A 22,944-nucleotide genomic window follows, 5' to 3' on the forward strand; every position below is an offset into this window, starting at 1 on the left:
CCAGCGCTCACACAGCGCCGTACACGGCGTCGATCAGCGCCATCTTCCTCGGGTCGTCGGCTATATGAGGCCCCATCCGGTTCATCACGTAGCCCAGCGACACCCCGGCCTCCGGATCGGCCAGACCGCACGAGCCACCGAAGCCGTCGTGTCCGAAAGCCCGCGGGTTGGGTCCGTACGAACCGTTGGCCCCGCTCAGCCACAGGCCGAGCCCGGCCTCCGTCTCCTTCTCGAATCCGGCCCCGAGCACCAGGTCGCGACAGCTGCCCTGTCCCTCACGCACCCGCTCGGCCGCCTCGGGCGACAGGACGCGGTGGCCGTCGTACGAGCCGAGGCCCGCGAAGATCCCGTACAGCGCGGCGACGGCCCGCGCGGTGCCGTGTCCGTTCGCCGCGGGGATCTCGGCGGCCCGCCACTCGGGCGAGTTGGCCTGCGCCGCCCCCACCGCCGGGTTGGCCAGCGCGGCGACGGCGGCCGGCGCCAACTGACTGAAGATCGCCTTCTGTTCACTGCTCGACGCGACCGGCGGCTGCACCAGCTCGGCTGCCCGCCCCGACTCCTTCTGCGGCAGGCCGATCGCGAAGTCGATCCCGAGCGGCCCGGTCACCTCCCGCTCCAGGAAGGCCCCGGGCAGCAGCCCCGACACCCGCCGCACCACCTCCCCGACCAGGAACCCGTACGTGAGCGCGTGATACCCCGACCCCGTGCCCGGCGTCCACCACGGCTCCATCGCCGCGAGCCGCTGCGTCGTCAACTCCCAGTCGCACAGCTGCTGAAGCGAGTGCGGCTCCCGCAGACCGGACAGACCGGCGCGGTGCGACAGCAGATGCCGTACGAGGATCTGCTCCTTGCCCGCCGCGGCGAACTCCGGCCAGTACGCGGCCACCGGGGCGTCCAGGTCGAGCAGCCCCCGGTCGGCGAGGACGTGCGCGCACAGGGCCGTCGGACCCTTGGTCGTCGACCACACGTTGACCAGCGTGTCCCGCTGCCACGGGCGGCCGCGCGCCGCGTCCGCCCACCCGCCCCACAGGTCCACCACGGTCTCCCCGCCGACCGTGACCGCGACGGCCGCGCCCAGCTCCCCGCGCTCCCGGAAGTTCGCCTCGAACGCCGCCCGCACCGCCGCGAACCGCGGATCGCAGTGCCCGTGCACCTCTGCCTCGTGCTCCGTCATGAGCCCACCCCTCGTCCTCAGCCGGAAGCCCGGGCGGCGACGGCGCGGCCCGGGCTCCCTGAACGTACCGACTGGTCGGACTGGGTGGAAGGTGCCGAACGCGCCGACCTCACCGAGGCCGGCGCGTCCACCGGATCCCCGCGCCCGTCAGACGTGCGCGCGCAGCCAGTCCAGCTTGGCCGCCTCATGGAAGGGGCCGCCGCCCTCGTGGTCGTTGAAGTCGTACACCTCGATGTCCTTGGTGTCGTGCGCCCAGGCGTTGAAGGCCGCGAACACGGTGGACGGCGGGCAGGTCTGGTCCTCCAGGGCCGCCGAGAACAAGGCGGGCGCCCGGCCGCGCGCGGCGAAGTGGACGCCGTCGAAGTAGGACAGGGTGCGCAGGACGTCCTCGGAGCGGCCCCGGTGCGTCTTCAGGTAGAGGCCGATCTCGCGGTACGGGTGGCGGTCCGTGATCGTCGTCGCGCGCGGGTAGTCGCACAGGAACGGCACGTCCGGCGCGACGGCCGTCAGATCCGGCACCAGGCCGCCCACGGCGATCGTGATGCCGCCGCCCTGGCTCGCGCCGATCGCCACCGTGCGCGAGGCGTCGGTCAGCGGATGCGAACGGGCGGCCTCCACGGCACGCACCGCGTCCGTGAACACCCGGCGGTAGTAGTAGTTCTCGGGCGCGTCGATGCCCCGCGTCATGAAACCGGGAAACGCGGGCGCGGCCCCCACCGGGTCCGGCGTCCCGCCGCCCGCGCCCCAGGCGCTGCCCTGGCCGCGCGTGTCCATCATGAAGTGCGCCCGGCCCGAGGAGGCCCACAGCAGGTTCTCGTGCGGCAGCCCACGCCCGCCGCCGTACCCGATGAACTCCACGACCAGCGGCAACGGCTCGGTGGCCGCCGCGGGCAGCCGCAGCCAGCCCTTCACGGGGTGACCGCCGAACCCGGCGAACGTCACGTCGTACACCCGCACCGTGGACAGCCCGGTGTCGACCGGCTCGAAGCGGGCGTCCAGATCGTGTCCGCGTGCCTCCTCCAGGGTCTTGGACCAGAACGAGTCGAAGTCCTCGGGCTCGACGGACCGGCTGCGGTACTCGCGCAGTTCGTCGAGCGGAAGGTCGAACAGGGCCATGAAGGACCGCCTTTTCGAAGGGTTACTGCGGATGATCACACCGTACGGGTGAGATCGGAGGTCTCGCCAGGTCTCTCCCGGTCAAGCACCTACCATGACGTCATGACGTCTGCCGTCGAAGCTCCGGTCCAGGCAGTGGAATTGCTGATCAGGGACGCCGAACTACTGGTGGTGGACGGCGGGCGGGAGATCCCGGGCGGCTGGCTGGCCGTCACCGGTGATCGGGTCACCGCCGTCGGCAGGGCCGGGAGCGAGCCCGAGGCCCGCACGACCGTCTCGGCGGCCGGACGACTCGTCACCCCTGGCCTGATCAACACGCATCACCACATCTACCAGAACCTCACCCGCTCCTACGCGCCCGCCGTGAACGGCTCCCTCTTCGACTGGCTGACCACCCTCTACCCGCTCTGGGCGGGCCTCGACGAGGAGGCCGCGTACGTGTCGGCGTACGTCGGCATGGCCGAACTGCTGATGGGCGGCTGCACCACGTCGTCCGACCACCTCTACGTCCATCCCCGGCCGCGTCTCGTCGACGCCGAGATCCGCGCCGCCCGCGACATCGGCTTCCGCTTCCACGCCACCCGCGGCTCGATGACCCGCTCCGTCGACGACGGCGGACTGCCGCCGAGGAGCGTCACCCAGACCGAGGACGACGTACTGGCCGACAGCGAGCGTCTCATCAGGACCTACCACGACCCCGAACCCGGGGCACTGGTCCGCGTCGCGCTCGCGCCCTGCTCGCCGTTCTCGGTGACCAGGTCGCTGATGACGGCGACCGCCGCACTCGCCGAGCGCCACGACGTACGGCTGCACACCCACCTCGCCGAGGACCACGACGAGGACACGTACTGCCTGGAGACCTACGGCTGCCGCCCCGTCGAGTACTTCGAGGAGACCGGGTGGATGAGCGACCGCAGCTGGGTCGCGCACTGCATCTACCCGAACGACGCCGAGCTGAGCCGTCTTGCCGCGGCGGCCGTCGGCGTCGCGCACTGCCCCAGCTCCAACATGCTCATCGGCGGCGGCACCGCGCGCGTGCGGGAGATGCGCGAACTGGGCCTGCCCGTCGGCATCGGCTGCGACGGCTCGGCCTCCACCGACCACGCCTCCCTCTGGTTGGAGACCCGGGCGGCGCTGCTGCTGGGCCGCTACCGCGGCGGACCAGGCGCGATGACCGCCCGCGATGCCCTCGACATCGCCACCCGTGGCTCGGCGCGCTGCCTGGGCCGGGCCGACGAACTGGGCCATCTGCGGCCCGGCGCCTGCGCCGACCTGGTCGTCTGGGACCTGCACGAGGTCGCCCTGGCCGGCGCCGTCAGCGACCCCGTGGAGGCCTGGCTGCGCTGCGGCCCCGCCCGGGCCTGGACCACGGTGGTCGGCGGCCGCATCCTGGTCGACCACGGCGAGCCCCGCCTGCCGGGACTGGCGGACGCCCTACGGACACACGACGGCATCGCACGCCGGATGCAGGGGGCCGGGTAGGGCCGGGCCGCCCGTGTGCCCGGGTGATGCCGCCAGGTCATGCCCGACGGCGCGTCCACTCCGGTTCCGTCGCGGCCCACTCCCGTTCCGTCGGTCAGGCTGCGACGCATCGCGCTACGGCGGACGCCCTGCGGGTGCACGAAGGCATCGCACGCCGCATGCAGGAGGCGGCGTAGGGCTCGTGTGCCCGGGCGATGCCGCCAGGTCATGCCCGACGGCGCGTCCACTCCGGTTCCGTCGCGGCCCACTCCCGTTCCCATTCGGCCAGGCGGTGACGCATAGCGGTGTGGCGTACGGCCAGGTGGCCCAGGAGGATCACGGCGACCGTGGCGCCCGTGGCGCAGACGCCGATGGTGACGGCGTGCTGCGAGATCGCCATGGCGTCCGGCGGCGGGGCCACGCTGCGGCCCCGGGAGTCCAGCCACACGTCGACCGCCTCGCCGCTCCGGGTGCCCGCCGGGACGCGCGCCGTGGCCGTCCGCGCGGTGCCGTCCGGCTCCGCCCAGCGGACCGTCGTCCTCGCGGACGGCTGCCGTCCGCCGTGTGCCATGGGCAGCGTGTCGGACAGTCTGCCGACGACCTCGGCCCGGACCTGCCGGCGATCGGCGCGCTGTTCCTGGGCCGTCGCCCGGGCACTGTCATGGGCCCACCAGGCCGCGCACACCCCGACCAGGGGCGCCATCACGAGGAGCAGGACGGCCACCGCCCCTGTCGTCCACGCCTCGACGACGTCCGACCGGCGCCGCAGTGAACTGCGCCGCCGGTGCCGGTCACCCACCAGGTATCGCATGGCGTCCAGGTACCCCGTACACAGGACAACGTTCCTGACGATTCCGGACAAACGCGCGGCACCGCCCCGGACCGTCGGTCAGCCGAAGCGCTCGATCCGGATACGGTCCACGGGCTGACCTGCCGCCACCAGCAGCCGGGAGGCGTGCTCGGCGAACCCGTTGGAGCCGCACACATAGGCCTCCCACCCACCCGGAGGCTGCTCGGCCAGGAGTGGCGCCACATATGTGGCGGCCATACGTCCCACAGCCACACCCTCCGGCGCACTCCGTGTGAACACGGGCGTCGTCTCCGCGCCGTACTCCCGCGCGTAGATCAACTCCTCGGGGCTGCGCGCCGACACCAGCAGTCGCAGCGGCACGTCCAGGCCCCGCGCCCTGTGGTGGCGCACCATCGACATCAGCGGTACGACACCGGAGCCGGCGCCGATCAGCAGCGCGGGCCGGTCGCCGGGCCAGGCGAAGAAGCCGCTGACCGGGCCGCGCACCTCCACCGTGTCACCGGGCTCGGCCACGGAGTGGAACCAGCCGGAGACCTCGCCGCCCTCGACATGGTCCAGGGTCAGCTCGATGTGCCCGGAGTCGTCCGGCGCGGACGCGATCGAATAGTGGCGCTGGGCCACATAGCCGTCCCGCGCGATCAGCCGCAGCATCAGGTGCTGGCCCGGCAGATGGCCCGCCCAGTCCGGCACCGCGAGCCGGAACGTGGCGGCGTGCGGGGTCTCGCGGCGGATCTCGGTGATCGTCGCGGTTTGCCACAGCGCGGCGACGCGGTTGCTGACGGCGATCCGCCCGGGCACGGCGAAGCGGGTCGGGGGAGTGAACGTCTCGGGCACAGCTGACTCGGTTACGGCCGCCTCGGTCACAGCCGCCTCAGTCATGGCCTCCGCAGTCACCGTCATGTCAGTCACAGTCACCTCAGTCACCGGAGTACCGCTGCTCCTCCCAGGGGTTGCCGCGGGCGTGGTAGCCGTTCTGCTCCCAGAACCCGGGCTCGTCGTGGTCGAGGATCCGCAGGCCCGCGATCCACTTGGCGCTCTTCCAGAAGTACAGGTGCGGCACCAGCAGCCGCGCCGGGCCGCCGTGCTCCGCGGCGAGCGGCTCGCCGTCGAACTCCCAGGCGATCCAGGCCCGTCCGCCGGTCAGGTCGGCGAGCGGCAGGTTGGTGGTGTACCCGGTGTGCGAGTAGGCGACGGCATGTGTGGCGGACACATGGGGCCGGACCACATCAAGGAACCGGTCCAGTGAGACGCCCCCGAACCGCACCCCGAACTTCGACCAGCTCGTCACGCAGTGGATGTCGCCCTCGTACGCCGAGGTCGGCAGCTCGTGGGCCTGCTCCCAGCTCCAGGTGCGCGGCTCCTCGACCAGACCGTCGACCCGGAAGGTCCACTCGGCGGGCGTCAGCTCCGGTGTGACCTCGGCGGACAGGACGGGCCAGTCGTCGCCCGCGTCGTACTGACCGGGCGGCAGCGCGGCGTTCTGGACGCGTGGGCGTCCGGTGAAGCCTCGGGTGACGTTCATACGGGGGATGCCTCCAGGCCGCCGTAGGCGACGGCCCGCGGGTCGAGCGTGATCAGTGTTCTGTTCATCCAACCGTACGCGCTCCGGTGACCCGCCCCGAGCCGGGTCGGTTGGGGTAGGGTTGCCGTCCGGTCGGGGCCGTCCCGACCGTGCTGGAGTCCAAGGAGGTGAGACCCATTACCGCTGTGTCAGGTCGGGTGCTCTCACCTCGAATCGGCGCGGATCACCGCCAGTAGGCGACCGCGAGAGCACCCTTCGGCTTCCGAAAGGCTCTCGGCTTCCATGCCCCCTCTCCCCTCCTCGTCTTCCTCCCCTTCACCTTCCTCCTCGTCTTCCTCCCCCTCGCCGCTGACGCCCGACGCCGTCGTCTCCGCGCTGCGCGCCGCCGGCTGTGTCTTTGCCGAGGACGAGGCCCGGTTGATCCTGGCCGCCGCCGGCACCCCGGACGAACTCGCCGCCATGGTGGACCGGCGTGTCACCGGACTGCCCCTCGAACTCGTCCTCGGCTGGGCCGAGTTCCGCGGGCTGCGCATCGCCGTGGAACCCGGTGTCTTCGTGCCCCGCCGCCGCACCGAGTTCCTCGTCGAGCAGGCACTCGCCCATGCCCCGGACGCGTCCGTGGTCGTGGACCTGTGCTGCGGCTCGGGCGCGGTCGGTGCCGCACTGGCCGCCGCACTCGGCGGCGTCGAGCTGCACTCCGCCGACATCGACCCGGCTGCGGTGCGCTGTGCTCGCCGCAATGTGGCGCCCTTCGGCGGTCAGGTGCACGCGGGTGACCTCTTCGAGGCGCTGCCCGGCAGCCTGCGCGGCTGCGTCGGCATCCTCGCGGCGAACGTGCCATACGTACCCAGCGACGAAGTCGGGCTCCTGCCCGCTGAGGCCCGCGACCACGAGCCGCGCGTCGCCCTCGACGGCGGCGCGGACGGCCTCGACGTCCTGCGCCGGGTCGCCGCCGAGGCTCCCCGGTGGCTGGCGCCCGGCGGCTGTCTGCTGGTCGAGACGAGTGAACGCCAGGCACCGACGGCCCTGGACGCCTTCACCCGCAGTGGACTGTCGGCGCGGCTGATCGCCTCCGAGGAGCGGTACGCGAATGTCGTCGTCGGCCTTAGTCCGGCCGGAGGCTAGGAGGTCACAGCGCCGCTGCTCGAAGGGCTCTCCAGGGACCGTACCGCCCTCCCCGGCCCTGCCCTCCCCGGCTCCGCCCTCATCAACCGGGCATCAGCACACGGGCGATGAGCAGTGCCACGTCGTCGGCGTTCTCGGGCCGGTGCAGGGTGCGCAGCAGGAGGTCGCAGACCTCCTCCAGCGGGCGGTCGGGGCCGTCGAGGAGTTCCAGCAGCGCGGCCAGGCGCTCGTCGAGCGGGTGCTGGCGGGTCTCGACGAGGCCGTCGGTGTAGAAGACGAGGCGGTCGCCGGGTTCGAGGTCGATCGTGGTCGTGGAGAACGGGACCCCGCCCACGCCCAGCGGCACCCCGGTGGGCAGTTCGAGGAGCTCCGGCGCGTCGCCGGGGCGGAGGCGGACGGGCGGAAGGTGTCCGGCGTTGGCGATCCGGCACTGGCGCAGCCGGGGGTCGTGGATGGCGTAGACGCAGGTGGCGATGGAGTGGTCGAGGCCCTCGGTGATCTTGTCGAGGTGCTCCAGGAGCCGTGCCGGTTCGAGGTCGAGGGAGGCCAGCGTGTGCGTCGCCGTGCGCAGCCGGCCCATGGTGGTCGCGGCGTCGATGCCGCTGCCCATCACATCGCCGACGACCAGCGCGGTCTTGCCGTCCTCCAGCGGGATCACGTCGAACCAGTCGCCGCCGACCTCGGCGCTGGCGCCCGCGGGCTGGTAGCGGGAGGCGACCTCCAGTCCGCCGGTCACCGCCGGATGGCTCGGCAGCAGGCTGCGCTGGAGGGTGAGGGCGGTGTCGCGGGCGTTCTGGTACCAGCGGGCGTTGTCGATCTGCACGGCCGCGCGGGCCGCGAGCTCACGGGCCAGCAGCAGGTCGTCCTCGCTGAACGGCAGCGGATTGCGGGTCCGCTTGAGGTCTAGGGCGCCGAGCACCTCGCCGCGCGCGATCAGCGGCACCGCCAGATAGGAGTGCACGCCCGCGCGGCCCAGCTGGACGGCGGCCTCGGGGGAGCGCGCGATGCGTGGCAGGTCCTTCTCCTCGACCTGTGTCACCATCACCGGGCTCGCGGTGCGCACGCACTCGGTGACCAGGCGGTCCGGACCGTAGCGGGCGACCTGCCCGGGCTGGTCGGCGGCGTCGAGCGCCTCCGTGTCGTGTGCCGCGCGGACGGCCAGGGCACGGATCACCGCCGACTCCGCGGGGCCCAGGCTGCTGCGTCTGCCCTCCACCACGGCTTCCAACAGATCCACGGCCGCCACGTCGGCGAGCTCCGGCACCGCGACGTCGGCCAGCTCGCGCGCCGTGCGGTCCAGCTCCAGGGTGGTGCCGATCCGGGCGGAGGCGTCGGCGATGAGCGCCAGGCGCCGCCGTGCCGTCTCGGCCTCCACGGCGGCCTGGTGCTGCTCGGTGATGTCCACGGCCATCCCGGCGACGCCGAGCACCGTGCCTGCCGTGTCCTCCAGCCGGTACAGGGAGATGGACCAGAAGTGCTCCCGGTCCGGATCGGCCGGGGTGCGGCCCGTGATGCGCTGGTTGATGAGAGGATCACCGGTCCGCAGCACCTCGCGCAGAGCCGCTTCGATGACGTCGGCGTCGACGTCGGGCAGCAGCTCACGCGGCGTACGGCCGAGATGGTCCTCGGCCGAGATGCCGTTGAGCTGCGTCAGCGCCTCGTTCACCGAGACGTACCGCAGCTCGGTGTCCAGCACGGCAAGGCCGATCGGTGCCTGCGCGATCGTCCGCGTCGACAGCGCGACGTCCCGCTCCACCTGGCGCACGGTCGACTGGTCGGCGCACAGGCCCAGCGCGTACACGTCCCCCTCGTCGTCCAGCAGCCGCATGTTGCGGAACTCCACCAGCCGCGTACTGCCGTCCTTGCGCCGGATCGGGAACGCCCCGGCCCAGCCCTCACCGGTCTCCATGACGTCGGAGAACAGTTTGACGACGAGGTCCAGGTACTGCTCGTGGACCATGATCCGGGCCGCGTACTCGCCCAGCGCCTCCTGCGCCGAGTAGCCGAACAGCTCCTCCGCCTGGGGACTCCACAGCACGATGCGCCCGTCGGTGTCCAGCACCACCGAGGCCACGCCCAGCACGTCGAGCAGCCCGCTCGGCCCCACCGGCCCGCGCACGGGCTCGTCGCCCTCGGTCACGGGAGGTTCGGCTGCAGACATCCCACGCACCGCCTTCGCCCAGTTTCGCGGCACGCCGTTCCCCCGTGCCGACTCCCCTTGTTCTACCGCGTTCAACCGTCTCCGGGCCCCCTCGGTCGTTCTCCTCCACCATCCCTCAACACGAGGGCGGACGTACGGCGAAGTCATCACGTGGGCGGACGACTGTGGCCGAACAGACAGCACACGTTCCTCCGCTTGGCCTGTACATGACTACGGCGGCCCGCCAAACTGTCCGCCGACACGCACCCACCCCCCAAGGAGTCCTTCCATGGCCCTGCGCGCCCGGCAACGTTGTCACGCCGCTCTCACCGGCCTCGTCGCCCTCGCCTCCGCCGCCGTGCTGTCCACCGCGACGCCCGCGCAGGCCGCCGACACCTGGACGGAGGTGGGCTCCGACCGTGCCGACCCGCTGACCGAGAGCCAGGGCCTGGCCTCGGTCGAGGTCCCGGCGAACAGCCCCAACCGGTACACGGGCATCGGCACCATCCCCGTCTCGGTCAGCAGCCGCGGCTGGAACCACGTGGGTGACCCGGACGCCTCCTATGACGGCTACTACATCGAGCCGTACCAGGCGGACTCGGGCACCGCGAAGATGTTCCGGGTGCAGGCCCCGGACGGGACCTGGGCCGAGTACGTCCACACGCTGGGTTCTGGGGAGGCGCTGAACAACTCCTTCGCCGCCGTCACGCCCGGCGGCCAGTGGATGGTCTCGGGCGAGTGGGGCACCATGACCCGGCTGCTGGTCCACCCCACACCGGGCGTCAACCCCAGTACCTCACCCTCGGCGAACCTCCCCTGGACCTCCAGCGTCCGGCTGGACCACGCCGTACGCGACGTCCAGGGCTGCGACTTCCTCGACGCCACGACCCTGCTGTGCTCCTCCGACGACCCGGCCGGAACCCTCTTCGGCATGACCAAGCCGCTGCTGCGGATCGACCTCTCCGCCGAGCCGGGGACCTCCGACGTCACCGGCCAGGTCACGGCCCTGCGCCAGCTCCCGCTGCGCAGTTCCTGCTCGGGCGACTTCGAGACGGAGGGCATCGACTACGACCGCCGTACCGGCACCCTGCGCGTGATCGTCATCTCGCCGGACTTCTGTGTGCTGACGGACAGCAAGACCTACCGGTTCACTAGGAGCTGAGGTGCGGACGGGGCGGTTCCGCAGGTAGTGCTCGCTCTCGGGTGGTGCTTTTCTGGGGGTTGGGTCCGGTTCCGCGGGCTACCCGTGGTACCGCGGTGCGGCCACGAGAGGAGCGATCACGATGGACCGTGAACGAATGCACGAGGAACCCGTCTCCGTCGAGATCAGCGGATGCAACAAGGAAGACGCCCGGATCGTGTTCGACGCGCTGTGCGCGTGCTTCGAGTCCGACCGGGGCCCCGAGGACGTGCCGCAGCAGCTCCACGAGACGCGCCCGATGGTGTGGCTCGGCACGTTCGAGGTGACGGACGCGCACGAGTGTCCGCCTCCTGCTCGGCTCTCGTCGTCCGTCGAGGCCGACGCGCAGGGCGGCTACTGGGCGATCGAACGGCTCCGTACGACGCTGGACTCCCTGTTCACGGTGCACGATCTCGCCTCCGCGTCGGGTGACCAGGAGCGTGAGCTGCACGTGGTGCTGGAGAGTCGCCCCGGTCCGATGTGATTCGCCGGCTGTGGGGGGTGGGTCGCGGATTCGTGGCGGCTGCGGGTGCGTGGGGGCTGGTCGCGCAGTTCCCCGCGCCCCTTGAGGGCGTCCACTGCACGCCCTTCTTTCAGGGGCGCGGGGAACTGCGCGAGCAACCACCTCCTACCCGCGGCCGACCACTCGCCCGAGACGATCGTGTCCCGTGTCACCCTCCCCCGGTTGTGCAACTAGTTGCATAAAGGCTCTCCGGTCCTCTACAACTACGTCAGGCACGACACCGCGCACGGAGGGCCCCCGATGAGCCGTTACCCGCACCTGCTGAGCCCGCTGGACCTGGGCTTCACCACGTTGCCCAACCGCGTCCTGATGGGCTCCATGCACGTGGGCCTGGAGGAGGCCGAGCGCGGCTTCGAGCGCATGGCGGCCTTCTACGCGGAGCGCGCCCGCGGGGGAGTGGGGCTCATCGTCACCGGCGGCATCGCGCCCAACGACGAGGGCCGGCCGTACGAGGGCGGCGCCAAGCTCACCACCGAGGCGGAGGCCGAGCAGCACCGGGTCATCACCGACGCCGTGCACCGCGAGGGCGGCCGGATCGCGATGCAGATCCTGCACTTCGGCCGGTACGCCTACCACCAGGACCTGGTCGCCCCGAGCCCGCTCCAGGCGCCGATCAGCCCCTTCCCGCCCCGCGAGCTCACCGACGCCGACGTCGAGCGGACCATCGACGACTACGCGCGTGCCGCCCGCCTCGCCCGCCAGGCCGGGTACGACGGCGTGGAGATCATGGGCTCCGAGGGCTACCTCATCAACGAGTTCATCGCCACGCAGACCAACCGGCGCACCGACCGCTGGGGCGGCTCGTACGAGAACCGCACGCGCTTCCCGGTGGAGATCGTCCGGCGGGTGCGCGAGGCCGTCGGCGAGGACTTCATCATCGTCTACCGGCTGTCCATGCTGGACCTCGTGCCCGGCGGATCGACCCTCGACGAGGTCATCACGCTCGCCAAGGCCGTCGAGGCCGCCGGTGCGACGATCATCAACACCGGCATCGGCTGGCACGAGGCCCGCATCCCGACCATCGCCACCTCCGTGCCGCGCGGCGCGTACACCTGGGTCACCAAGCGGCTGATGGGCGAGGTGTCGGTCCCGCTCGTCACCACCAACCGCATCAACACCCCGGAACTGGCCGAGGAGTTGCTGGCGGACGGCGCCGCGGACATGGTGTCGATGGCCCGCCCGATGCTCGCCGACCCCGACTTCGTCGCCAAGGCCGCCGCCGGGAAGCCGGAGGCCATCAACACCTGCATCGGCTGCAACCAGGCCTGCCTCGACCACACGTTCAGCGGCAAGATCACGTCCTGCCTGGTCAACCCGCGCGCCTGCCACGAGACCGAGCTGACCCTGTCCCCGACCCGGCGCCGCAAGAGGGTCGCCGTCGTGGGCGCCGGACCGGCCGGCCTCGCCTGTGCCGTCAGCGCGGCCGAACGCGGCCACGACGTCACGCTGTTCGACGCCGCGAGCGAGATCGGCGGCCAGCTGAACGTCGCCCGCAAGGTCCCCGGCAAGCAGGAGTTCGACGAGACCCTGCGCTACTTCCGCCATCAGCTCGACTGGCAGGGCGTCGACGTACGCCTGAACACCTGGGTGTCGGCCGAGGACCTCGTCGCCTACGACGAGGTCGTCGTCGCCACCGGCGTGACCCCCCGCACCCCCGACATCCCCGGCATCGACCACCCGAGCGTCGTCGGCTACCTCGACGTCCTGCGCGACGGCGCCCCCGTCGGCGACCGCGTCGCCGTCCTCGGCGCCGGCGGCATCGGCTTCGACGTCGCCGAGTTCCTCACCGACGGCGGTGACAAGGCGAGCGAGGACCCGGCGACGTACTTCCGCCAGTGGGGCGTCGACATGGACTACACCGGCCCCGGCGGCCTCGCCGCCCCCGAGCGCCCCGCCCCGCCGCGCACCGTCCACCTGCTCCAGCGCAAGACCACCAAGGTCGGCGCCGGTCTCGGCAAGACCACCGGCTGGATCCACCGCACCGAGCTCAAGCACCGCGGCGTCACCATGGTCCCGGGCGTGCGCTACGACCGGATCGACGATGCCGGACTGCATGTCACCGTCGGCGAGGAGAGCACCGTCCTGCCGGTCGACACCATCGTGCTGTGCACCGGGCAGGAGCCGCGCCGCGACCTGTACGAGGCCCTGCTCGCGGCGGGCCGCGCCGCGCACCTCATCGGCGGCGCCGACGTGGCCGCCGAACTGGACGCCAAGCGTGCCATCAAGCAGGGCACGGAGCTGGCGGCGAGCCTGTAGGGGCGCGCCGACGCGTCCCTAGGATGAGCTCATGTCACTCCCGCACGCGATCCTCACCGCCCTGGTCGAAAAGCCGTCCTCGGGGCTGGAGCTGACCCGTCGCTTCGACCGGTCGATCGGGTACTTCTGGTCGGCGACGCACCAGCAGATCTATCGCGAGCTGGGAAAACTGGAGGCCGACGGGTTCATCCGCACCCTGCCGAGCGCACAGCCGGCCCGCGGGCAGAAGAAGAGCTACGAGGTTCTGCCGGCGGGCCGCGCCGAACTGGCCCGCTGGACCGCCGCGTCCCAGGACCCCAAGCCCCACCGCGACCCCCTGCTGCTGCGGATGCGGGCCGCGGCGGTGGTCGGGACCGACGGAATCGAGGCCGACCTGCGCCGTCATCTCGACCTCCACCGGTGGCAGTTGGCCGAGTACGAGGAGATCGAGAAGCGCGACTTCCCGCCCGGCAAGGACAGTTCCCAGGACCGGCTGCGGCATCTGGTGCTGCGGGCCGGCATCGATCTGGAGACCTTCTGGACGCAGTGGCTCTCGCGCGCACTGGAGGAGTTCGCGGAACTGCCGGGACACGAGACGGCGTGAGCCGAGGGGCCGGCAGCGGCGTCGGACTCCGAAGGGGTGTCAGAGCCGGTACGGCTTCGACTTGCGGCGCAGGAACCAGGCCGTGGCCGCGACACCCGCGCCCACCAGGACACCGCCGCCCACCAGCGTGAGCGTGCCGTAGTCCTTCGTGCCGCCGCCCATGCCGCCCATGACACCGCGCGACGGCGAGGCCGTGGTGGAGATCGTTCGGGTGGGGGAGGGGCCCGAGACGATGACCGACTGGGTTCCCGCCGTCTTGCCGTCGGAGCACTGGACGATGACGGTGTACGTGCCCGGGCTCACGCCCGACCAGGCCGCCGACTGCAGGGCGTCCGTCCCCGACAGGGAGACCTGGCGGCCCTGGGCGAAGTTCGCCTGCCGGCTGTTGAGCAGGGAAGCGGTGCCCCAGCTGCCGTTGACGTTGCTGCACGCACTGGTCGTGACGGAGACCGTCGACCCGGTGGTGCTCACGGAGATCCCCGAGACCGCGGCGGCCGAACCCGCGGCCACGACAAAGGGAAGAGAGGCGGCTGCCACGGTCAGGCCCGAGCGGAGGAATAGCGATGAATTGCGCATGGAATGCCCTCCGGCGGCACGGTTGGCGGTACGTCCGTTGCGCCGCCGAGGGTCGGGAACGCCCGTGCTGCCTCAGGGGCAGCCAACGCGCCGGGGGGCCGACCCGCATGCGGACCGGACCCGGTCAGGTGACACGCTGCTGCATCCGGGGGACACCGGACCGCTCCTCAGCCCTGCGCGCCGGTCGTCACCGTCCGCTCCGCCGAGAAGCCGCCCCAGGTGCCGTCCGGTAGCCTGCCCCGGATCCGGATCCGGACCCGGTGCTCGACCTCGGCCTCCGGTCCCAGGTAGAAGCTGTAGGTGGCCCGTCCGCGCGGCGCGGCACCGCCGTACACCAGCGAGGTGGCCGTACGCCCGTCCAGGCGGACCTCGTACTCCGTGACGACGCCGTCCGTGCGCGGCGGCACCCAGCTCAGGTCGAGGTGGTACGCGCCGTCCGCCAGACGGGTCGTCGCCCGGAAGTCGGTCGGCGCCGTGCCGCGGCCGTCGTCCGTCCCGGGCGTGGTGATGCGGACGGCCGGCGTGGCCGGTGAGACGTTGTCGGCCGCGTCCCGGGCCCGGACGGTGAACGAGTAGCGCGTGCCCGGCCTGAGCCCGGTGACCACGGTCGCCGTCTGGTTGCCGCCCACACTGTGGATCTTCGTGCCGCCCTGATGGATGTCGTACGACACCACGTCCCGGTCGTCCGTGGCCTTCGACCACGACAGCTGAACCGCCCGGCTGCCCACCGCGCGGCCGGTGACCTTCCCCGGGCGTGTCGGAGCCGTGCGGTCGGCGGCTACCGCCGCCGGGGTCGTGGCCCGGACCTGCCTGCTCGGCGGCCCGAGACGCCCGTCCTTGTCACGGGCCCGCACGGTGAAGGCATAAGGGGTGGAGGGCTTCAGCATGGTGACATCCACCATGTGCGCGGAACCCGGCACTTCCTTGACCTTTGTGGTGCCCCGATACACCTCGTAGACATGGACGCCCCGGTCCGTGACGACCGCGTTCCACATCACGTGCACGCTGGTCGCACTGCCCGCCTCGGCCGTGACACCGGTCGGCGCACCGGGCGGCCGGCCGCCGTTTCCGTCCGGGTCGCCCCAGGCGCAGGACGAGAGCAGGGCGAGCATTGCGCAGAGGGCGGAAACGAGTACGAGAACGCGTCGCACGACTCTGCCTCCCGGGGGCGGACTCGCGGCAATGGTCCGGACCAATATGGCGTGGCTGGCGCGATCACATCAAGAGGGCGGTAGTTGGTGAGTCGTCCGCGGCGTTACGTATGCTGAAGCTCCGCACGGCTGAACTCGCCATGAGTTCCGGGGAGTTCATGCCGCGTGCGCGGGCACGCTGTCGTCGCTGAACCCGCGCCGGACGCGGGTGGCCGGGGAGTCGGGACCTTCACGGACCCAGACCCCCGGCCCCTGGCGGAAGTTCGAGGACATCGCCGTGTCGCCGGGGTGCGCACCGTAAGAGCCCACTGATGGCAACATGATCGGAATGACACCAGTTTGGGCTGATTTTCGGCAGTGTCCCGATCGGTGTCCGTCAGTGTTCCCGCCGAGAGGGTTCCCATCGTGCGTTTCCAGTCGCTGACGCTGGTCGCGGCGGGCGCCGCGCTGCTCGCCCCGACGACGCCCACGGCGCCGCCCACGCCACCCGCGGCGGACGAAGGGCCCGAGGTGCGCCGCGAGGTCGACGCCGAAGTCAGCGCCGCCGACCTGCTGTCCAAGGTGCGCGACTGCGCCCCCGTTTCGCGGGGTCGATACCGCAGCGACGGCCGAGCGCCCGCGAAGATCCCGGTCTGCGGGACGAGGGGCGCGGTGTTCTGGAAGGCGGACATGGACATCGACTGCGACGGACAGCCCACCGGCCACTGCAACCGCCGTACGGATCCCTACTTCTCCGCCACGACGGCCTATCAGCAGTCCGACGGCCGCCACTTGAACGCCGAACGCCTCCCGTACATCGTCGTACCCACCCCGAGCGGCATCTGGGACCACGACGCCGACGGCATGCACGGCGGCGCGGTCGCGGCCGTCGTCTACCGAGGCCGGGTGCGGTACGCGGTCGTCGGCGACGTCGGCCCGCGCGACATCATCGGCGAGGCGTCGTACGCCACCGCCAAAGCCCTTGGCATCCCGCCCGATCCGCGCACCGGCGGCACGGCCTCCGGCGTCACCTACATCGTCTTCAAGGGCTCGCGGGTGACGCCCATCGAGGACGCGGCGGCCGCCGCGAGGGTGGGGGAGCGGCTGGCGAGGCAGTTCGTGGACGGTGTGACGTACGGCAGTTCATACGACAAACGGCACGGCTCGTCGTACGGCCGGTAGGGATGCGCCTGATGGGCCGTCAGACCGCCGACCAGCCGTCGTCCACGGGCAGGATCACGCCGTTGATGTTGCTTGCCGCGTCCGAGGCGAGGAACACGATGGCGGCCGCCTGTTCCTCCGGCCGGGCCAGCCTGCCGAGGTTGACGAAGTGCGGTCCGAGAGCCGCCGGTCCGTGCGCGTCCGGCGCCGCGTCCACGACGATGCCGGTCTGAGTGCCGCCCGGGGCTATGGCGTTGGCGCGGATCCCCTGCTTGCGGTACATCACCGCCAGGGACTTCGTCAGCCCCACCACGCCGTGCTTCGACGCCGTGTACGCGGCGCCCGCCGCGCTGCCGCGCAGGCCGGCCTCGGACGCCGTGTTCACGATGGCACCCCGGCCCGCCTCGAGCATGTGCGGCAGCACCGCCCGGGTGAGCAGGAACGGGGCGGTGAGGTTGACCCGTATGACCCGCTCCCACTCGGCGTCGCTCACGTCCGCGAGGGCCGACATGCGGTCCATGATCCCGGCGTTGTTGACCAGGACGTCCACGCCGCCGAACCGCTCGACGGCGGTCTCGACCACCCGGTCGACGACGCCCTGCTCGCTCAGGTCGCCGACGACGGCCACCGCGTCGCCGCCCGTCCGCTCGATCTCCTTGACGACCGCCTCCGCGCCCTCGGCGTTCAGGTCGGCCACCACCACCCTGGCCCCCTCCCTGGCGAAGGCCAGGGCGGCCGCACGCCCGATGCCCGAACCCGCTCCCGTGACGATGACGCCGCGTCCGTCCAGCCCGTCCAGTCCGCCGCTCATGAGGTGCTCCCATCCGTGTGTCCGAGGGGCGGCGTCGTCGAACGCGCCCGGGGCCACACCATACGACTTTATGTCTCTGAGTGACATAAAGTCTTGAGGGCGATGTCGAGGAGAATTCCGGTCGGGGAGAATTCCGGGAGAGCGACCAGCGCCGGCCGGAGGAGAACATGACCGCAGCCCGTGGACGTACGAGCCGACCCACGAGTCGGGCCGTGAGCCGACCCACGGGGCGCCCGCCCCTGACGGAGGAGCGCAAGGCCGAGATCCGGCTGGAGATCGCGCGTGCCGCCGTGGAGTTGTTCGTCACCCAGGGGGTGGCGGCGACCACGGGCGAGCAGATCGGCGCCGCGGTCGGGGTCTCCTCGCGGACCGTGTGGCGCTACTTCCCGAGCAAGGAGAGCTGCGTACGGCCGCTGTTCTCGGCCGGCATCGACCGGATCGCCGACTCACTGCGGCGCTGGGGCCCGGGCCGGCCCCTCGACGGGATCTTCGACTCGGAACGCGCCGACGAGGACGGTCCGCTCGCCGGCCCCGACCGGGCGACCGTCGGCGCGCTGGTACGTCTGACCCGCACCGAGCCCGGCCTGCGCGCGATCTGGCTCCAGACGTACGACGAGGCCGAACCGGCGTTCGCCCGCGCCCTCGCCGAGCGGGCCGGGCTCCCCGCCGACGACCTGCGTCCGACGATCCAGGCGGCGATGTTCAACGCGGCCCTGCGCGCGGCCGTCGAGCACTACGCCTTGCACACCGCGGACACCCACCCCGACCGGACGACCGCACAGACGGAGCTGACGGAGACGCTGCGCGTGGCGTTGGAGGTCGCGGCGGAGGGGGTCGGGTAGGGAGGCCGGCCCTGGTGTAAGGCGGCTGCCGATGGCCGATGGCCGATGGCCGATGGCCGATGGCCCACAGTCGAGGTCGACCGTCGGCAGCCGCCGGCAGTCTCACGTCTTCCGGTAGGCGTACGCCTCCGTGGCCGCGGCCTCGACTGCCGCCAGGTCGGCGCCTGTTGACGCCGTGACGACCGCCGCGACGGCGCCCTCGACGAACGGGGCGTCCACCAGGCGCGTGTTGTCGGGGAGTTCGTCGCCCTCGGCGAGCAGGGCTTTCACCGTGAGGACCGCGCTGCCCAGGTCGGTGAGGACCGCGACCCCGGCGCCGCGGTCCACGGAGGCCGCCGCCGCGGCGATCAGTTCCGCGCTGGTGCCGAGCTCGCCGCCCTCGGTGCCGCCCGCCGGTGCCACCGGCACCGCCGACCCGCCGCCCGCGAGCCCCTGCGCCAGCTCGGCCACCGAAGCGGCGACCTGTGCGCTGTGCGAGACGAGCACGATCCCGACGACACGCCCACCGTCCTGCTCGTCACTCACCGTGCGCCTCCGCCAGCCCCGCGATCAGCAGCGCCGAGGATGTGGCACCCGGGTCCTGGTGCCCGATACTGCGCTCCCCGAGATAGCTCGCCCGCCCCTTGCGGGCCTGCAACGGCGTCGTCGCCAGGGCACCTTCCTCCGCGGCGGCCCGGGCCGCGGTGAATCCGTCGCCGAGCGCGTCCACGGCCGGCACCAGCGCGTCGATCATGGTCTTGTCGCCGGGCGTCGCGCCACCGAGCGTCATGACCGCGTCCACCCCCGCCCGCAGCGCCTGGGCGAACTGGTCCTCGCTCACCTCGCCCGCTTCCCCGAGCGCCTTGCCGGTCCGGCGCAGCAGGGTCCCGTACAACGGACCTGAAGCCCCGCCGACCGTCGAGATGAGCTGCCGCCCGGCGAGCGTCAGGACCGCGCCGGGTGTCCGCGGGGCCTCCTTCTCCAGCGCCGCGGTCACGGCGTTGAAGCCGCGCTGGAGGTTGCTGCCGTGGTCGGCGTCCCCGATGGGCGAGTCGAGAGCGGTGAGCCGTTCCGCCTCACGGTCGACGGAAGCGGCGGTCGCCGTCATCCAACGGCGGAAGAAATCGGCGTCGAGCACTGGATCTCCTTGCGTGGCGGGTGCGTTGCGGGTGTCCGACTCCGGATTCACATACCCCACCGCAGCCCCGGCGTCTTCACCGGCGCGTTCCACAGCCGCAGCAGTTCCTCGTCGACCTGGCACAGGGTGACGGAGGCGCCGGCCATGTCGAGCGAGGTGACGTAGTTGCCGACGAGGGTGTGGGCGACGGCCACCCCGCGCTGGGCGAGTACCCGCTGGACCTCGGCGTTGAAGCCGTACAGCTCCAACAGCGGTGTCCCGCCCATGCCGTTGACCAGGACGAGCACGGGGTTGCGCGGGGTCATGTCCTCCAGGAGGGCGCCCACGGCGAAGTCGGCGATCTCACCCGACGTCATCATCGCGCGCCGCTCCCGGCCCGGCTCGCCATGGATGCCGATGCCCAACTCCAGTTCGCCGGGCGGCAGATCGAAGGTGGGGCTGCCCTTGGCGGGCGTGGTGCAGGCACTGAGGGCGACGCCGAAGCTGCGGGCGTTCTCGTTGACCTGCCGCCCGATGGCCTCCACCCGCTCCAGCGGCTGCCCCTCGTCCGCCGCCGCCCCGGCGATCTTCTCCACGAACAATGTCGCGCCCGTGCCGCGCCGCCCGGCCGTGTAGAGGCTGTCGGTGACCGCCACGTCATCGTTGACCAGCACCTTCGCGACCTGGATGCCCTCGTCCTCGGCGAGTTCGGCGGCCATGTCGAAGTTGAGGACGTCGCCCGTGTAGTTCTTCACGATGAACAGCACACCCGCCCCGCTGTCCACGGCTGCTGCGGCCCGCACCATCTGGTCGGGCACCGGCGAGGTGAACACCTCGCCCGGACAGGCCGCCGACAACATCCCCGGACCCACGAAACCACCGTGCAGCGGCTCGTGCCCCGACCCGCCACCGGAGATCAGGCCGACCTTCCCGGCCACGGGGGCGTCCCGCCGTACGATCACCCGATTGTCCACGTCGACGACCAGGTCGGGATGGGCGGCCGCCATCCCGCGCAGCGCGTCCGCGACCACGGTTTCCGCGACGTTGATCAGCATCTTCATTGAAACCTCCCGGTGAGATTGGAAGCCAGGCTCCTGGCCTGCTGACTCTAATGACGGGTCGACAGGTTTCGGTGGCCGTGGTGCGTGTCGTCGCCGGAGCCCCTGTGTCGGCAGTATCGCCCTTGCGGCAGTGAAGGTCACGTGCGCCGGCGTTCCGGTCGCCGACGTTCGTCACGACAGCTTCAGCCGCTCCTCAGCCGTGGGCGTGAACTGGTACAGCGATCCCATCTTTTCGTCGCTGGCGAGCCGCGACAGAAGGCCGTCGACGGGCTCCGCGAACGGCAGCTGCGGTCACGGAACGGCTGTGGTGAGAGCGGCATGTGTGGCAGACACATGGGATTCTCTTGAGGCGGGGCGAAGTAGCTTTCGAAGCGCTTCGATGCTTGTCAGAGCACTGAGAGAGAGCATCACGAGATTGACATCGTTGCCTCAAGCAGAGCATGCAGAAAGGTGCCTTCTGTACCTCGGGGGAATCTTGGAAGCGACCCTTGTGCACCCCCATGCCTTCACTTAACCTCACTGCACATCGAAGCGCTTCGACTCGCATCACGTCGCAGTAATGGGATGTTTCCTGAAGGGTTGACGCAATGACGCCGAACGCCGACTCCGTCCCTTCCGGACCCAGCCGGAGAAGCTTCCTCGCCTCCACGGCGGTGGCCACCGCAGCGGTGGCCGGTGGGATGCCGCTGCTCGCCGCCTGCGGCGGATCGGACTCCGGCTCGCGTGAGGGCGCCACGTCGGGCAAGGCCGCCGACAAGCTGCTCCCGACGTACGTCGCCAGCTCGGTCGCCCAGCCGGACCTTCCCTCGAAGAACGGCTCGGCGGCCGGCTACACCGGCAAGGTCGACCTCGCGGCCCTGAAGACCTCGGTCCCCGACAAGCTCGGCACCGGCGCCCCCGTCAAGATCATGTCGCCGTTCTGGGGCTCCCCGCCGAAGCCCGGAAACCCGTACTACACGGCGCTCGACGCCGCGGCCGGCACCAAGATCACCTGGCAGAACCAGGACGGCAACACCTACGGCGAGAAGCTCGGCGCGGTCCTGGCCTCCAGCTCCGTACCCGACATGGTGGTCGTGCCGAGCTGGGAACTGGTCGGCAAGATCTCCAACGCGGTCACCGCGAAGTTCATGGACCTCGGGCCCTACCTCGCGGGCGACAAGGTCAAGAAGTACCCGAACCTGGCAGCGATCCCCTCCGACGCCTGGCGCATGGGCATCTTCGGCGGCGCCCTGCGCGGCATCCCGATGCCCGCCGCCGCCACGCCCGGCATCGTGCCCTACTACCGCAAGGACCTCTTCGACAAGAAGGGCTACACCGTTCCCAAGTCGCCCGACGAGTTCCTCGGCTGGGCCAAGGAGGCCACCAGCTCCAAGGCCAAGGTGTGGGCCTGCGGTGACATGAGGTGGGCGGCGGCGGCCTTCTTCGGGCTCCTCCCCGCCGGGACCCTCGGCTGGAACATCGGGGACGACGGCAAGCTGACGTACCGCCACGAGCACCCCGAGTACCTCGAACACCTGGAGTGGGTCCGCAAGCTGTTCGACGCGGGCGTGGTCCATCCCGACGACAAGGCCAACACGGGCGACCCCAGTCAGCGGTTCACCGCCGGGGAGATCCTGGTCTTCAACGGCGACATATCCAGCTGGTACGGCAAGACCACCGAACAGGCCGCGTCCAACCCGGACTTCCAGATCGAGGGCATGGACTACTTCGGCGCCGACGGCGGCGACCCGACGCTGTACGCCCCCCAGCCGGCCGGGATCTGGTCGATGATCCGCAAGGGTGCCTCGAAGGAGACGATCGAGAACGCGCTGGCCGCCGCCAACTTCGCGGCCGCGCCCTACGGCACCAAGGAGCGGATGTCCATCGACTACGGCGTCGAGGGCACCCACTACACGGTCAAGGACGGCGTCCCGGTCAAGAACGACCTGGGTATCCAGGAGGTGAACAACGCCTGGGTGCTGCTGGCGGCCCCGGCTCCCTACCTCGCCCACCCCGACTTCCCCGAGGTCGCCCGCAAGCAGGTCGAGTGGCAGCAACGGCAGGGTGCCTTCGTCAAGAAGACGTCCACGTACGGCATGAACATCGTCGAGCCGACCCGCTACGCCACCCTCTCCAGCCAGTTCGAGCAGCTGGAGATCGACTTCGTGCGCGGCAACAAGAAGCTGTCCGACATACAGCAGGCCATCTCGACCTGGAAGTCCTCCGGCGGCGACAAGCTGCGCGACTGGTACGCGGAGCTCATCGACAAGAACGGCAGCGGCAACTGATGTCCCTCACGGCCGGGAGCAGGGCCTGACGGGACTCGTCCCGCCCGCGGCCGTCGAGGAGCGAGCTTGCTTCTCCGTCTGCAAGTCGGACGGACCTCACCGACCACAT

21 protein-coding genes are annotated in these 22,944 nt (G+C 71.4%); 9 read left to right on the forward strand and 12 right to left on the reverse strand.

Annotated elements, in window-relative coordinates; translation table 11 throughout:
• Positions 1-7 precede the first annotated feature (7 nt).
• Together L0P92_RS08345 and L0P92_RS08350 are read right to left on the reverse strand one after the other, a co-directional pair.
• Positions 8-1,174: a serine hydrolase domain-containing protein gene (locus L0P92_RS08345; RefSeq protein ID WP_234761864.1), complete on the reverse strand. Its 1,167-nt coding sequence runs from the start codon at positions 1,172-1,174 to the stop codon at positions 8-10.
• A 147-nt stretch (positions 1,175-1,321) separates the two neighbouring features.
• Positions 1,322-2,290 (reverse strand): acetylxylan esterase, encoded by a 969-nt coding sequence (locus tag L0P92_RS08350; RefSeq protein WP_234761865.1) that lies wholly within the window; start codon positions 2,288-2,290, stop codon positions 1,322-1,324.
• A 102-nt stretch (positions 2,291-2,392) separates the two neighbouring features.
• On the opposite strand from L0P92_RS08350, the gene L0P92_RS08355 reads away from it, so the two are divergent.
• Positions 2,393-3,772 (forward strand): 8-oxoguanine deaminase, encoded by a 1,380-nt coding sequence (locus tag L0P92_RS08355; protein ID WP_234761866.1) that lies wholly within the window; start codon positions 2,393-2,395, stop codon positions 3,770-3,772.
• Positions 3,773-3,977: 205 nt separating this feature from the next.
• Here L0P92_RS08355 and L0P92_RS08360 read toward each other — a convergent pair whose 3' ends face one another.
• The 3 genes from L0P92_RS08360 to L0P92_RS08370 all read right to left on the reverse strand — a co-directional run bounded on the left by L0P92_RS08360 (position 3,978) and on the right by L0P92_RS08370 (position 6,084).
• On the reverse strand, positions 3,978-4,562 hold the full coding sequence (locus L0P92_RS08360; RefSeq protein WP_234761867.1) for an Rv1733c family protein: 585 nt from the start codon (positions 4,560-4,562) through the stop codon (positions 3,978-3,980).
• Between the two features lie 78 nt (positions 4,563-4,640).
• Positions 4,641-5,396, reverse strand: coding sequence for a ferredoxin reductase (locus L0P92_RS08365; protein WP_234761892.1), 756 nt, complete (start codon positions 5,394-5,396; stop codon positions 4,641-4,643).
• 82 nt (positions 5,397-5,478) lie between these two features.
• Positions 5,479-6,084: a sulfite oxidase-like oxidoreductase gene (locus L0P92_RS08370; protein ID WP_234761868.1), complete on the reverse strand. Its 606-nt coding sequence runs from the start codon at positions 6,082-6,084 to the stop codon at positions 5,479-5,481.
• A 282-nt stretch (positions 6,085-6,366) separates the two neighbouring features.
• Between L0P92_RS08370 and L0P92_RS08375 the strand changes: the two genes are divergently transcribed.
• Complete coding sequence (locus L0P92_RS08375) at positions 6,367-7,209, forward strand: putative protein N(5)-glutamine methyltransferase (RefSeq protein ID WP_234761869.1); 843 nt, start codon at positions 6,367-6,369, stop codon at positions 7,207-7,209.
• Between the two features lie 82 nt (positions 7,210-7,291).
• Here the strand turns inward: L0P92_RS08375 and L0P92_RS08380 are convergent, their stop codons facing one another.
• Entirely contained in the window at positions 7,292-9,370 is a 2,079-nt protein-coding gene (locus tag L0P92_RS08380) for a SpoIIE family protein phosphatase (protein WP_234761870.1), read from the reverse strand.
• A gap of 268 nt (positions 9,371-9,638) precedes the next feature.
• On the opposite strand from L0P92_RS08380, the gene L0P92_RS08385 reads away from it, so the two are divergent.
• The 4 genes from L0P92_RS08385 to L0P92_RS08400 all read left to right on the forward strand — a co-directional run bounded on the left by L0P92_RS08385 (position 9,639) and on the right by L0P92_RS08400 (position 13,891).
• Entirely contained in the window at positions 9,639-10,511 is an 873-nt protein-coding gene (locus L0P92_RS08385; RefSeq protein ID WP_234761871.1) for a hypothetical protein, read from the forward strand.
• Positions 10,512-10,632: 121 nt separating this feature from the next.
• A complete protein-coding gene (locus L0P92_RS08390) occupies positions 10,633-11,013 on the forward strand; it encodes a hypothetical protein (protein WP_234761872.1) in 381 nt (126 codons plus the stop codon).
• Positions 11,014-11,292: 279 nt separating this feature from the next.
• Positions 11,293-13,308 carry an NADPH-dependent 2,4-dienoyl-CoA reductase gene (locus L0P92_RS08395; RefSeq protein ID WP_234761873.1) on the forward strand — a complete coding sequence of 672 codons (2,016 nt, stop codon included), beginning with the start codon at positions 11,293-11,295 and terminating at the stop codon, positions 13,306-13,308.
• Positions 13,309-13,339: 31 nt separating this feature from the next.
• Positions 13,340-13,891, forward strand: coding sequence for a PadR family transcriptional regulator (locus tag L0P92_RS08400; protein ID WP_234761874.1), 552 nt, complete (start codon positions 13,340-13,342; stop codon positions 13,889-13,891).
• Positions 13,892-13,930: 39 nt separating this feature from the next.
• Here L0P92_RS08400 and L0P92_RS08405 read toward each other — a convergent pair whose 3' ends face one another.
• Together L0P92_RS08405 and L0P92_RS08410 are read right to left on the reverse strand one after the other, a co-directional pair.
• Positions 13,931-14,467: a hypothetical protein gene (locus L0P92_RS08405; protein WP_234761875.1), complete on the reverse strand. Its 537-nt coding sequence runs from the start codon at positions 14,465-14,467 to the stop codon at positions 13,931-13,933.
• 167 nt (positions 14,468-14,634) lie between these two features.
• A complete protein-coding gene (locus tag L0P92_RS08410) occupies positions 14,635-15,618 on the reverse strand; it encodes a fibronectin type III domain-containing protein (protein WP_234761876.1) in 984 nt (327 codons plus the stop codon).
• A gap of 405 nt (positions 15,619-16,023) precedes the next feature.
• Between L0P92_RS08410 and L0P92_RS08415 the strand changes: the two genes are divergently transcribed.
• Complete coding sequence (locus L0P92_RS08415; RefSeq protein ID WP_234761877.1) at positions 16,024-16,779, forward strand: glycoside hydrolase family 75 protein; 756 nt, start codon at positions 16,024-16,026, stop codon at positions 16,777-16,779.
• Between the two features lie 19 nt (positions 16,780-16,798).
• On the opposite strand, the gene L0P92_RS08420 is transcribed toward L0P92_RS08415, so the two are convergent.
• Positions 16,799-17,569, reverse strand: coding sequence for an SDR family NAD(P)-dependent oxidoreductase (locus tag L0P92_RS08420; protein ID WP_234761878.1), 771 nt, complete (start codon positions 17,567-17,569; stop codon positions 16,799-16,801).
• A 167-nt stretch (positions 17,570-17,736) separates the two neighbouring features.
• Here L0P92_RS08420 and L0P92_RS08425 point away from each other — a divergent pair, with 167 nt between their 5' ends.
• Complete coding sequence (locus L0P92_RS08425; protein WP_372497219.1) at positions 17,737-18,411, forward strand: TetR/AcrR family transcriptional regulator; 675 nt, start codon at positions 17,737-17,739, stop codon at positions 18,409-18,411.
• A 102-nt stretch (positions 18,412-18,513) separates the two neighbouring features.
• Here the strand turns inward: L0P92_RS08425 and L0P92_RS08430 are convergent, their stop codons facing one another.
• From L0P92_RS08430 to dhaK, 3 genes are read right to left on the reverse strand one after another with little or no spacing between them, the layout of a single operon-like run.
• Complete coding sequence (locus L0P92_RS08430) at positions 18,514-18,936, reverse strand: PTS-dependent dihydroxyacetone kinase phosphotransferase subunit DhaM (protein ID WP_234761880.1); 423 nt, start codon at positions 18,934-18,936, stop codon at positions 18,514-18,516.
• Complete coding sequence (dhaL, locus tag L0P92_RS08435) at positions 18,929-19,528, reverse strand: dihydroxyacetone kinase subunit DhaL (RefSeq protein WP_234761881.1); 600 nt, start codon at positions 19,526-19,528, stop codon at positions 18,929-18,931. The genes L0P92_RS08430 and dhaL overlap by 8 nt, the downstream gene beginning before the upstream one ends.
• A gap of 47 nt (positions 19,529-19,575) precedes the next feature.
• On the reverse strand, positions 19,576-20,568 hold the full coding sequence (gene dhaK, locus L0P92_RS08440) for a dihydroxyacetone kinase subunit DhaK (RefSeq protein ID WP_234761882.1): 993 nt from the start codon (positions 20,566-20,568) through the stop codon (positions 19,576-19,578).
• 587 nt (positions 20,569-21,155) lie between these two features.
• Here dhaK and L0P92_RS08445 point away from each other — a divergent pair.
• Positions 21,156-22,835, forward strand: coding sequence for an extracellular solute-binding protein (locus L0P92_RS08445; RefSeq protein ID WP_234761883.1), 1,680 nt, complete (start codon positions 21,156-21,158; stop codon positions 22,833-22,835).
• Positions 22,836-22,944 lie beyond the last annotated feature (109 nt).

It is taken from the genome of Streptomyces muensis, assembly GCF_021474425.1.
In the GTDB taxonomy this organism is placed as follows: Bacteria; Actinomycetota; Actinomycetes; order Streptomycetales; family Streptomycetaceae; genus Streptomyces; species Streptomyces muensis.

Coding starts and splice junctions, on each gene's coding strand:
- L0P92_RS08395 (WP_234761873.1), top strand. CDS start 11,293: ATGAGCCGTTACCCGCACCTGCTGAGCCCGCTGGACCTGGGCTTCACC.
- L0P92_RS08385 (WP_234761871.1), top strand. CDS start 9,639: ATGGCCCTGCGCGCCCGGCAACGTTGTCACGCCGCTCTCACCGGCCTC.
- L0P92_RS08370 (WP_234761868.1), bottom strand. CDS start 6,084: ATGAACGTCACCCGAGGCTTCACCGGACGCCCACGCGTCCAGAACGCC.
- L0P92_RS08400 (WP_234761874.1), top strand. CDS start 13,340: ATGTCACTCCCGCACGCGATCCTCACCGCCCTGGTCGAAAAGCCGTCC.
- L0P92_RS08345 (WP_234761864.1), bottom strand. CDS start 1,174: ATGACGGAGCACGAGGCAGAGGTGCACGGGCACTGCGATCCGCGGTTC.
- L0P92_RS08380 (WP_234761870.1), bottom strand. CDS start 9,370: ATGTCTGCAGCCGAACCTCCCGTGACCGAGGGCGACGAGCCCGTGCGC.
- dhaK (WP_234761882.1), bottom strand. CDS start 20,568: ATGAAGATGCTGATCAACGTCGCGGAAACCGTGGTCGCGGACGCGCTG.
- L0P92_RS08375 (WP_234761869.1), top strand. CDS start 6,367: ATGCCCCCTCTCCCCTCCTCGTCTTCCTCCCCTTCACCTTCCTCCTCG.
- L0P92_RS08355 (WP_234761866.1), top strand. CDS start 2,393: ATGACGTCTGCCGTCGAAGCTCCGGTCCAGGCAGTGGAATTGCTGATC.
- L0P92_RS08390 (WP_234761872.1), top strand. CDS start 10,633: ATGGACCGTGAACGAATGCACGAGGAACCCGTCTCCGTCGAGATCAGC.
- L0P92_RS08420 (WP_234761878.1), bottom strand. CDS start 17,569: ATGAGCGGCGGACTGGACGGGCTGGACGGACGCGGCGTCATCGTCACG.
- L0P92_RS08425 (WP_372497219.1), top strand. CDS start 17,737: ATGACCGCAGCCCGTGGACGTACGAGCCGACCCACGAGTCGGGCCGTG.
- L0P92_RS08405 (WP_234761875.1), bottom strand. CDS start 14,467: ATGCGCAATTCATCGCTATTCCTCCGCTCGGGCCTGACCGTGGCAGCC.
- L0P92_RS08360 (WP_234761867.1), bottom strand. CDS start 4,562: ATGCGATACCTGGTGGGTGACCGGCACCGGCGGCGCAGTTCACTGCGG.
- L0P92_RS08445 (WP_234761883.1), top strand. CDS start 21,156: ATGACGCCGAACGCCGACTCCGTCCCTTCCGGACCCAGCCGGAGAAGC.
- L0P92_RS08350 (WP_234761865.1), bottom strand. CDS start 2,290: ATGGCCCTGTTCGACCTTCCGCTCGACGAACTGCGCGAGTACCGCAGC.